The organism is Bradyrhizobium sp. (assembly GCF_049798375.1).
Classification (GTDB): domain Bacteria; phylum Pseudomonadota; class Alphaproteobacteria; order Rhizobiales; family Xanthobacteraceae; genus Bradyrhizobium.
In genome coordinates this window covers 17,260-27,289 of the sequence record NZ_JBARGP010000588.1, presented here as the reverse complement: position 1 = coordinate 27,289, position 10,030 = coordinate 17,260, and the positions used below count along the sequence as shown (strand labels likewise).

At 61.7% G+C, this 10,030-nt stretch carries 9 protein-coding genes; 6 read left to right on the top strand and 3 right to left on the bottom strand.

All coding sequences use genetic code 11. The features are described from left to right. From WA702_RS23645 to WA702_RS23620, 6 genes are all read left to right on the top strand, one after another. A partial coding sequence (locus WA702_RS23645; RefSeq protein WP_425112976.1) for an amidohydrolase family protein occupies positions 1 to 212 on the top strand: 212 nt, incomplete at its 5' end. Positions 213 to 243: 31 nt separating this feature from the next. Then, entirely contained in the window at positions 244 to 1,020 is a 777-nt protein-coding gene (locus tag WA702_RS23640) for a cyclase family protein (RefSeq protein WP_425112975.1), read from the top strand. Positions 1,021 to 1,150: 130 nt separating this feature from the next. Beyond that, complete coding sequence (locus tag WA702_RS23635) at positions 1,151 to 2,410, top strand: ABC transporter substrate-binding protein (protein WP_425112974.1); 1,260 nt, start codon at positions 1,151 to 1,153, stop codon at positions 2,408 to 2,410. 99 nt (positions 2,411 to 2,509) lie between these two features. Next, positions 2,510 to 3,385, top strand: coding sequence for a branched-chain amino acid ABC transporter permease (locus tag WA702_RS23630; protein WP_425112973.1), 876 nt, complete (start codon positions 2,510 to 2,512; stop codon positions 3,383 to 3,385). A 1-nt stretch (position 3,386) separates the two neighbouring features. Then, positions 3,387 to 4,313 carry a branched-chain amino acid ABC transporter permease gene (locus tag WA702_RS23625; protein WP_425112972.1) on the top strand — a complete coding sequence of 309 codons (927 nt, stop codon included), beginning with the start codon at positions 3,387 to 3,389 and terminating at the stop codon, positions 4,311 to 4,313. Further along, positions 4,313 to 5,791, top strand: a complete 1,479-nt coding sequence (locus tag WA702_RS23620; RefSeq protein ID WP_425112971.1) for an ATP-binding cassette domain-containing protein — start codon at positions 4,313 to 4,315, stop codon at positions 5,789 to 5,791. Before WA702_RS23625 ends, WA702_RS23620 begins: the two co-directional genes overlap by 1 nt. Here WA702_RS23620 and WA702_RS23615 read toward each other — a convergent pair. The 3 genes from WA702_RS23615 to WA702_RS23605 form a co-directional block, all read right to left on the bottom strand. Continuing rightward, positions 5,782 to 6,045 (bottom strand): hypothetical protein, encoded by a 264-nt coding sequence (locus WA702_RS23615; RefSeq protein ID WP_425112970.1) that lies wholly within the window; start codon positions 6,043 to 6,045, stop codon positions 5,782 to 5,784. The genes WA702_RS23620 and WA702_RS23615 overlap by 10 nt on opposite strands. Positions 6,046 to 6,167: 122 nt before the next feature. Further along, positions 6,168 to 6,899: a Crp/Fnr family transcriptional regulator gene (locus WA702_RS23610; protein WP_425112969.1), complete on the bottom strand. Its 732-nt coding sequence runs from the start codon at positions 6,897 to 6,899 to the stop codon at positions 6,168 to 6,170. Positions 6,900 to 7,331: 432 nt separating this feature from the next. Continuing rightward, entirely contained in the window at positions 7,332 to 10,022 is a 2,691-nt protein-coding gene (locus WA702_RS23605; RefSeq protein WP_425112968.1) for a bifunctional acetate--CoA ligase family protein/GNAT family N-acetyltransferase, read from the bottom strand. Positions 10,023 to 10,030: the final 8 nt, after the last annotated feature.

Here is a 10,030-nt window from a genome sequence, read left to right as displayed (position 1 = left end):
TCTATTTCGACTCCCTGATCTTCTCGCCCGAGGCCATCCGCCATCTGGTGGCGCAGGTCGGCGCCGGCCAGATCGTGCTCGGCAGCGACTATCCCTATCCGTGGCAACTGCATCCGGTCGATCACATTTTCGCTTCGACGACGCTCTGCGACGACGAGAAGCTTGACGTGCTCGGACGGACCGCAGCAAGGCTTCTGAAAGTGCAGGCCTGACGTCCTGCCGCAAACGACGGAGAGTTGCCTCATGGCGCGCAGGTTGATCGATATCTCGGTGCCGCTGCAGAACGACGTGCCGGCCGATCCCCCCGGCAATCATCCGACCATCCAATATATCGATCACCAGCAGGGCCTCGCGCCGATGCTGCACTTCTTCGCCGGGTTGAAGGCGGAGGATCTCCCGGATGGACAGGGCTGGGCGGTCGAGCGGGTCCAGCTCTCGACCCACAACGGCACCCATCTCGATGCGCCCTGGCACTTCCATCCGACCATGAATCGCGGCGAACGTTCATGGACGATCGATGAAGTGCCACTGGACTGGTGCCTGCAGCCGGGCGTGAAGCTCGACTTCCGCCATTTGCCGGATGGTTATGTAGCCACTGCAGCGGATGTCGAGGCGGAGCTGAAGCGGATCGGACACACGCTCTCGCCGCTGGAGATCGTCGTGGTCAACACGTCGGCGGGCGCCAAATATGGGCAACCAGACTATGTCAGCTCGGGTTGCGGCATGGGCTATGAGGCCACGATGTATCTGCTCGAGCGGGGCGTACGGCTGACCGGCATCGACGGCTGGAGCTGGGACGCGCCGTTCATTCACACCGCCAAGAAGTACGCCGACACCAAGGACGCCAGCCTGATCTGGGAAGGACATAAGGCCGGCCGCCACATCGGCTACTGCCATATCGAGAAGCTGCACAATCTGGAACTGCTGCCGCCGACCGGTTTCATGGTCTCCTGTTTTCCGGTCAAGATCGAGCGCGCCTCCGCGGGCTGGACCCGCGCGGTTGCGATTCTCGACGACTAACATCTTAAGGATGCATATAAATTAGTCTTAGTTCGGCACTGCAAAACACGGGTTCCGCTTGCCGCCCGCGCAAGCAACGCTACAATGCGCCAACACAGAACGATAAAAATTGTCAGCGGAGCGAAACGATATGAAAAAAGTCCCGGATTTGTCAGCCTCCTCGCCATCGCGCGCGCTTCTCGCTGCCGCAGCATTCGGGCTTCTAACAACCGTCTCCAGCCAGGCGCTCGCCGCCGACCCGATAAAGATCGGCGTCATTGCGGAAGCCCAGGCGATCGCCGGCGCCTCGATCCCGCAGGCCGCGCAGCTGGCCGCCGACGAGATCAACGCCAAAGGCGGCGTCGATGGCCGCAAGATCGAGATCGTTACCTACGACAACCATTCCTCCTCGGCCGACTCGGTGCGCGCATTCCAGCGCGCCGTCAACGAGGACAAAGTCAACGTCGTCATCGCGAGCTATATCAGCGAGGTCGTGCTGGCGCTGGAGCCCTGGGCTTCGCGCCTGAAAACGCCTTTCATCACGCCGGGTGCTGCCTCGAACGAGATCAGCAAGAGCGTGCATGCCGACTACGAGAAGAACAAATACACCTTCCACGGCTATCTAACCTCAGCCGCGCTGGCGCTGTCAGTCTGCGACGCCGCGAAGGAGCTGCTGGTCGACCAAAAGCACATGAAGACGGCTGTCATCATGAGCGAGGACGCGGCCTGGACCAAGCCGCTCGACGTCGGCTACGAGGAGTGCCTGCCCAAGATCGGGCTGAAGGTATTGGACCATATCCGCTTCTCGCCGGACACCACCGACTTCACCCCGATCTTCAACAAGATCGAGGGATCGAAACCGGACGTCATCATCACCGGCATTTCCCATGTCGGCGTGCAGCCGACCGTGCAGTGGAAGAACCAGCAGGTGCCGATCCCGATGCTCGGCATCAGCTCGCAGGCGACCAATTCGACCTTCGGCAAGGACACCAATGATGCCGCCAACGGCGTGCTCTATCAGGGCGTGTCCGGTCCCGGCGTCGCCGTGACTCCGAAGTCGATCCCGTTCGCCGAAAGCTTCAAGACCAAGTTCGGCAACTATCCGTCCTATGCCGGCTACACCGCTTATGACGAAGTCTACTACATTGCCGACGCCGTGAAGCGAGGCGGCTCGACCGACGCCGACAAGCTGGTCGATGCGCTCGAGAAGACTGACTGGGAAGGCACGATCGGCCGCACCCAGTTTTACGGCAAGGATGATCCGTTCACCCATTCGATCAAGTATGGCAAGGGCCTGATCACCGGCCTGATGCTGCAGTGGCAGGACGGCCAGCAGGTCGCGGTGTGGCCGAAGGAAGTCGCCAAGGCGCAGATCAAGTTCCCGAGCTTCATCAAGGTCACGTCGAACTGACATGGGAGGCAACTTGCTCCCGGTTAAGTTCGGGAGCAGGTCCTCTGCGGTCTCATTTCAGCCAAGGCAGCAGTACCACTGCTGCTGCAGCGGATACTCATGCGCGCACTTCAGATCCTGATCGACGGCTTTGCCGTCAGCGCCCTTTATGCGCTCGGCGCGACCGGCTTCACCCTAATCTTCGGGGTTTCCGGCGTGCTCAATCTCTCGCACGGCGCCATCATGGTGCTCGCAGCGGTCGCGGCCTGGGCTGCGGCGAGTATCTTCCATACTGGCACCTATATCGGTGCGTTGATCGGAGTTGCGGTTGCGCTGGTCGCTTCATACGCGACCTATTTCGCGGTGGTGCAACCGATCCAGCGATCGCGCCGCATCGCCAACGAGGAGAAGGAGATCTTCGTCCTCACCGGCACACTGCTCTGGGGCATCATGATCCAGGAGCTGATCGCCTATTTCTTCACCAACAACGCCAAGACGGTGCTCCCGATCGTCGAAGGGGTGATCGATATCCTGGGCGTGCGAACGCCACGGAACGAGGTGTTCACGGCTGTGGTCTGTTGCTTCGTGATTGCCTTGCTCTGGGTGCTGGTGAACCGCACCCGAACCGGCAAGGCGGTGCTGGCGGCCTCGATGAATCCGCGCGGCGTCACGCTGCTCGGGCTTGAGCTGAATAACATCTACATCGTGGTCTGGACCATCTACGGCGTGCTCGCGGGCATCGCCGGCGTCCTGCTCGGCATGTTCTTAGGGGTCAGCTCCTACAGCGTCGGTCCGCTCACCGCGAGCGCCTTTTCGATCGTCGTGCTCGGCGGGCTCGGCAGCGTCTCAGGCTCGCTGATCGCAGCCTTCGTGGTCGGATATCTGGAGACCCTGACGGCCTATCTGATCTCGCCGGCCTATCGCACCATTCCCGCGCTGCTGCTCCTGGTGATCGTCATGTATATCCGGCCGCAGGGCCTGCTCGGGAGGCGCTGAGATGACCGGATTCTTCAGATCGCGCCTGTTCCTGATCTCGCTTCTCGTCGTCGTGATCGCAGCAACACTGCCGCTGTACGTCTCCGGCTATGTACTTGGGCTGTTGACCGTCGCCTATTATTTCGGCGTGTTCGCGATGTCGTGGGACCTGTTGTTCGGCTTCGCGGGCGAGGTGAATTTCGGCCCGACCTTCCTGATCGGGGTCGGCGCCTACACCGCGGGCATCCTCAACAATCAATATGGCTGGTCAGTCTATCTGTGCATCGTGCTTGGCGCGCTGGCGGCGGTCGTCGCCGGCTTCGTGCTGGCGCTACCGGCCCTCCGAGTCCGCGGCCCCTATTTCGGCCTGACCACGCTGGTCGCGGTGCTGATACTGCAGAACTTCGTCGTCGTGTTTGCCGATCTCACCGGCGGCGAGATCGGGCTCACCATTCCCGATGTCATCACCATCAATGCCGGTGCCAACTACTGGATCGCGCTTGGGTTCATGGTAGTGAGCGCGGCCGTGCTCTATGGTCTGTCTCAATCGCCGCTCGGCCTGGTGCTGCAGGCCAGTGGCCAGGACCCGGTACAAGCGGGCGCGCTCGGCTTCAACATCGTCAAGCACAAGCTGTTCGCCTTCATCGTCAGCGCCTTCTTCTCCGGCCTGTCGGGCGCGCTCCTCGTGTTCTATTTCGGCACAGCGTCGGTCGGAACGGTGGTCGACGTCGCGGTCGGCGTCAACGTGATCGTCGCCGCCGTGCTTGGTGGCCGGCGCACCGTGCTGGGAGCGGCGCTGGGCGCGATCTTCCTGATCGTGGCCGGCGAGTTCCTGCGGCCGACCGGCGAGCTTGCGACGTTCATCGTTTCCTTCGTCGCGCTGCTCGTCGTCCTGTTCTTCCCCGGCGGCTTCCTGGGAGCGGCCCTGTCGCGTGAGGCGCGCTCGTGATGGACGCAAGCTCTTCCACTCCGATCCTGCAGGTGCGTGGCTTGCTCAAGCGCTTCGGCGGACTGACGGCGGTGAAGAACATCAGCCTTGATCTTCACGGTGGCGAGATCCTCGGCTTGATCGGACCGAACGGCTCGGGCAAGTCGACCGCCATGAAATCAATCATGGGAATCGAACGGCCGACCGGCGGCGAGGTGATGTTCGAGGGTGTGAACATTGCCGGCCTGCCCGCGCACAAGATCGCGCGCATGGGCTTCGGCATGGTGTTCCAGCATTCACGACCGCTCAATCGCCAGACCGTGCTGGAAAACATCATGGTGGCGCTGTTGCCAGACAGCCTGCTGATGCTGTTTCCGGACAAGGCGCTCACCGAGCGCGCCAAATGGATTGCCGAGCGCGTCGGGCTCGGCGCGGTGATGAACCGGCGTCCGCCGACCCTGCCCTTTGCCGATCTACGACGGCTCGAACTTGCCAAGGCGATCGCACGCGATCCGAAGGTCGTGCTGGTGGACGAGCCGTTCGCGGGCCTGACGTTGGCGGAAGTCGGCATGTTCTCCGAGCTGATCCGCAGCTTCCGCGACGAAGGCCGTGCCGTGCTGCTGGTCGACCACAACGTCAAAAGCGTGGCGGCGATGGTCGACCGCGTGCTGGCGATGTATCTGGGGGAAGAGATCGTGACCGGGCGCGCCGACGAGGTGATGCGCAACGAGACGGTCAGGCGCGTCTATCTGGGGGGGAAGATCGAAACCTCGGCACGTCCGGAGACGAGCTTCAAGGACAAGGTGCCGGCGCTGGAGGTGAAGAACCTCAGCGTATTCTACGGCAAGGCGCAGGCGCTTCAGGATGTCTCGATCCACATCCACCACGGCGAGTTTGTCTCGGTGGTCGGCCTCAATGGCGCCGGCAAGACCACGCTGTTCAACGCGATCTCGGGCTTCCTGCCCTATAGCGGGGATATCGTCCGGGACGGCGCACCGCTCCGCGGCACCAGCCCGGCCCGCATCGCGCGTGAAGGTATCGTGCAGTGCCCGGAATCGCGTGAATTGTTCGGTGAAATGTCCGTACGCGAAAATCTCGACTTGGGCGGACAGCATCTCTCCGATGACGAGCGGGGCAAACAACTCGACTGGCTATTCGAGCTGTTCCCAATCCTGAAGGAGCGGCAGGATCAGCTCGCGCAAACGCTGTCCGGCGGCGAGCAGCAGATGTTGGCGATCGGACGCGCGCTCATGATGCAGCCGAAAGTCCTGATCCTTGACGAGCCCACGCTCGGGCTCGCGCCGGTCATTCTCGAGCAACTCTCGAAGGCGCTGGAGAAGCTGCGCCAGACGACACCGATTACAGTGCTGCTCGGCGAACAGAATGTCACTTTCGCGCTGCCCCATGCCGATCGCGTCTATGTGCTGGAACATGCCCGCATCGTCTGGGAAGGCGATCCGGGCCGGTTCGCGGCGGAGGCGGGCGAAGGCTATTTGTAAAAGCGCTCGACGACCTGGGTGGCGCGCATTGGAGCGAAAGGCTGCGCAATCTGCGTCTCCGGCGCGACGTCCGGTGATACCGCCATCGCGAGCTCGGCCTCCGCCCCCTCCGAAATCCAAACCGAGATTTTCGGGTTGATCATGGCGAGCCAGACCAGCGCGAATACCGCCAGGCTGTACGCGGAGAGAATTCGGACCGTCCATGTCCAGTCGACAAGGGGCTGGCGCGGCCGGGGATTGTAAAGTCGCAGCATTGGACCTCCTGTGCAGATCGCAGGACTGCCCTATCGCATCTGCACGGCGAAGCATGCGAACGAGATCACACTTGCTGAGGATTACCTGGAAAACACACGTTTTGCGCGCAAATTTCGTCTGACTACTCGGAATCATGCACGCCAGCGTCGGCGAGCGCCCGCAGTGGATCCGGATTGAGCAGAACGATGGCGCCGTGTTCGAGGCGAACCCAGTTGCGAAGAGCCCATGCGCGCAATTGCTTGTTGATGCTCTCGCGCGTCATGCCGACCATCTCACTGATCTCCTGCTGGGTGATCGCGATGGTCCGGCTGGTAGGCTCGAGCTTCCGCTTCTCGGTGAGGCCGAGCAGCGCGCTAGCAAGCCGACGAGGTAGATCCTGCAGAATGACCTGCTCGACCTGGTCGCTGGTCCAGCGCAGCCGGTCGCAAAGGAGCTCGATAAACTTCATGGCTAGTGTCGGTTGGCTCCTGACAAACGGCAGGAAATCGCGGCGATCGATCACGAATATCTCACAATTCGTATTCGCCGTGGCGTCGGCGGTCCGCTCCCGACCGTCCAGCAGCGCGACCTCCCCGAAAATCTCCCCGGCGCTGATCAGGTTCAGGATCGCGTTCCGGCCATCCGGCGATGAGACGCTGATCTTCACGGTGCCACTGATGATTGCGTATAGGCTGTTGCCAGGATCTCCCTTCGAGAAGATCGTGGCCCCGCGTTTCAGCGACGTAGGCTTGGCATAGCGGCAGAGCTGATCAAGCGCGTCGGATTCCAGATCGACAAAGATCGGGTGCTGACGAAGCACCGACAACTTGCTGCCTGCCGGCGAACGGGAACTCACCTTTTTATCCTCAATCACGCCGGTCCTCCAAGCGTCGGACACCACCACCGACCGGAAGATATTACCGAAAACTCGTGAGTCTGCCGCCGTGAAAACGCAAACCGACAACGTCGATTAACATTCCTCGGACAGCCCACGCGGAAGACAGAACCGGCCGGCGTCCAAAGCCCCCGGTCGTTTCGGCCCTCGCATCCGCTTTCGGAACACGACCGATCAGCAGGCGAATGCAAATGACACTACACCGTTATTGAGGATACTACATCGGAGACTGAAGTAGTAAGCAACATATTGGACATCCGCAGGCTGTTCCAAGCGGCGGTTAGGCGCGGGAAAACCATTCTAGCGGACTCCAGCAGTCATAGCAGCAGCAGTCACGCGAGTGTAGCTGGAGAAAGTGGGGTTGGCGCCGGAATCAGTACCCGAGCGCGCCGCCAGTTTGGGTCGCGTTGCCTAAAGCCGGAGCTTGACGCTGCAGAGATCGAGCTCGGCCGGGTCAGCCTTCACCTCGAAACCGAGACGCCGACACATGTCGAGCATGACCAGGTTTTCATGCAGAACGTCACCGGAGATGACCTTCAATCCCTCGGCTCGGGCGTATTCGATGATCAGCTGCATCAGGGTCCAGCCGAGTCCCTTGCCCTTGAGATCGGAACGAAGCAAAATCGCATACTCACCACTCTCGTAGACCGAATCAGAGTGGATCCGCACGACGCCGAGCAGCCCGTTGGTGACCTCATCAAAGGCGAGGAAGGCCATGGCACGCGCATAATCGAGCTGGGTCAAGCGAGCGATGAAATCATGGGTGAACTCCTTCATGGGCGCGAAAAACCGCAGGCGAAGATCCTCACTCGTGACGTGACGCAGGAAGTAGTGAATAAGCGGCTCGTCTTCCGGACGGATTGGACGCACGAAGATGCGCCAATCCTTGACCTGCAGGTGCCGCTCCCACTGTGTCGGATAGGCTCGTACGGCCAGGTTGGACGGACCGGATCCCTTGAATTTCGCCTCGACACGCCCGACCGCGACGCGGGCATCGACGGCCATGATGCCGCTCTCGTCAGCCAGCAGCGGATTGATGTCAAGTTCGCGGATCTCCGGGATATCCGCCGCCATCTGCGCAAGCTTCACCAGCGCCATTGCGACCGCGTCAGGTTTGACGGCGGGCACATCGCGATAGGCTCGCAGCAGCCTTGACACTCGGGTGCGCTCGATCAGGTCCCGGGCCAGACGCAGGTCAAGCGGCGGCAGCGCCAAGGCCTTGTCGTTGATGATCTCGACCGCCGTTCCTCCGCGACCGAATACGACGACCGTGCCAAACGTCGGGTCGTCGGCAAGTCCCATGATGATCTCGCGCGCCTTGGTTCTGATGACCATCGGTTGCACGATCACGCCTGAGATCCGCGCGTCAGGCCGCAGCGAGGTTGCCCGCGCAATGATCTTATTCGCGGCGGTCCGCACCGCGTCCGGCGTGGTCAGATTGAGCACGACGCCTCCGACATCGGATTTGTGCACGATATCAGGAGAGAGGATTTTCAGCACCACGGTGGCGCCCTGCGCAAGCCAACTAGACGCAAGGCCGACCGCCTCATCGACATTGGCCGCCGCAAAGGTCGGCACCACCTCGATCTCATAGGCTTCAAGCAACCGCTTGATTTCGATCGGGTCGAGCCACATTCGTCCCTCGGTTAATACGCGAGCTACGATGCTGCGAGCAGTTCCCACATCAGGGCAGAATGAGTTCGGCATGGCGGGCGGCACGGCGGCAAGTGCCTCGACGACCTCGCGATGACGGACGAGATGCATGAAGCCGCGGACGGCGTCGCCTTCGGTCGAGTAGTTGGGAATGGCCGCCTCGCTCAGGGTATCGAGAGTCGCCTGCTCCGCACCGATCCATGCAGCGAGAACCGGCTTGGCCCAACGGCGATGCTGCTCGCGATAGGTTGTAACCAGCTTGGCGACGCTCGCAGCGATATCGTCCGCCGCGGCAATCGCAGTCTGGACGTTCAAGACCAGCACCGCATCATTATCCTGGTCGGACAGCAAAGCCTCGAGCGCCGCGGCATAGCGATCGGCGTCGGCATCGCCGACGATGTCGACCGGATTCGACGCCGACCAGATCGAAGGAAGCACGGCATCGAGCTTCGCCTGCACGATCGGGCCGATGGACGCCGGCGCCCCGCCAAGCTCGAGAAGCCGGTCGATTGCGAGACTGCCGATGCCATCTCCGTTGGCGAGGATCGCTAGCCGCTTTCCAATCGGCGCTTCCAGGCGGCCAAGCGTCTCTGCGCAGTCGAATAGTTCGCGAAGGTCGGAGACACGCACAATGCCCGCACGGAGGAACGCGGCATCATAGACCGCGTCTGTCACCGCTAATCCGCCGATATGCGTCGCAGATGGCTTGGCCTGTTGAGCCCGGCCGCTCGATTTAACAACGACGACCGGCTTGATTCGGGCGGCGGCACGCGCAGCCGACATGAATTTCCGCGCGTCCTTGACTGCCTCGATGTAAAGCAAAATGGCGCGCGTTTTGATATCCAGCGCAAAATGGTCGAGAAGGTCCGCGATGTCGACGTCGAGTTGATCGCCGGTCGAGACAATGCCCGAAAAGCCGATGCCGCGCTGGGCGCCCCAGTCGACCATGCCGGCAGCAATCGCCCCGGATTGGGAGATCAGCGCTAGATTTCCGGCGAGCGGCATATGGGCGGCAAAGCTGGCATTCAGCCGGATTGCCGGCACCATCATGCCGAGAGAATTGGGTCCGATGAGCCGCATACCATACGGCTTCGCGGCGCTCTCCGTTTGAACCAGCAGCGATCCAGGTCCGTGCTCAAGGCCTGACGTGATGATCATCGCGCCGGCTGCGCCAACCTTTCCTGCCTGATCAACCAGATCTGGAAGGGTCGACAGCGGCGTCGTGATGATGACGAGTTCCGGAACGAACGCGAGCCGGTCCAGGCTTGGCACCGTCGCGACACCGTCGATCTCAGGGTAACGGGAATTGACGATCCCGATACGACCCGCAAATCCGCCCTTCGCGAGGTTCTGCAGGATCGCACGGCCGACCGAATTTCGACGCGGACTCGCTCCGATCAAGGCGATCGACCGTGGTGACAGCAGGTTCTTCAAACGGTAGATCGACATGGAGGTGC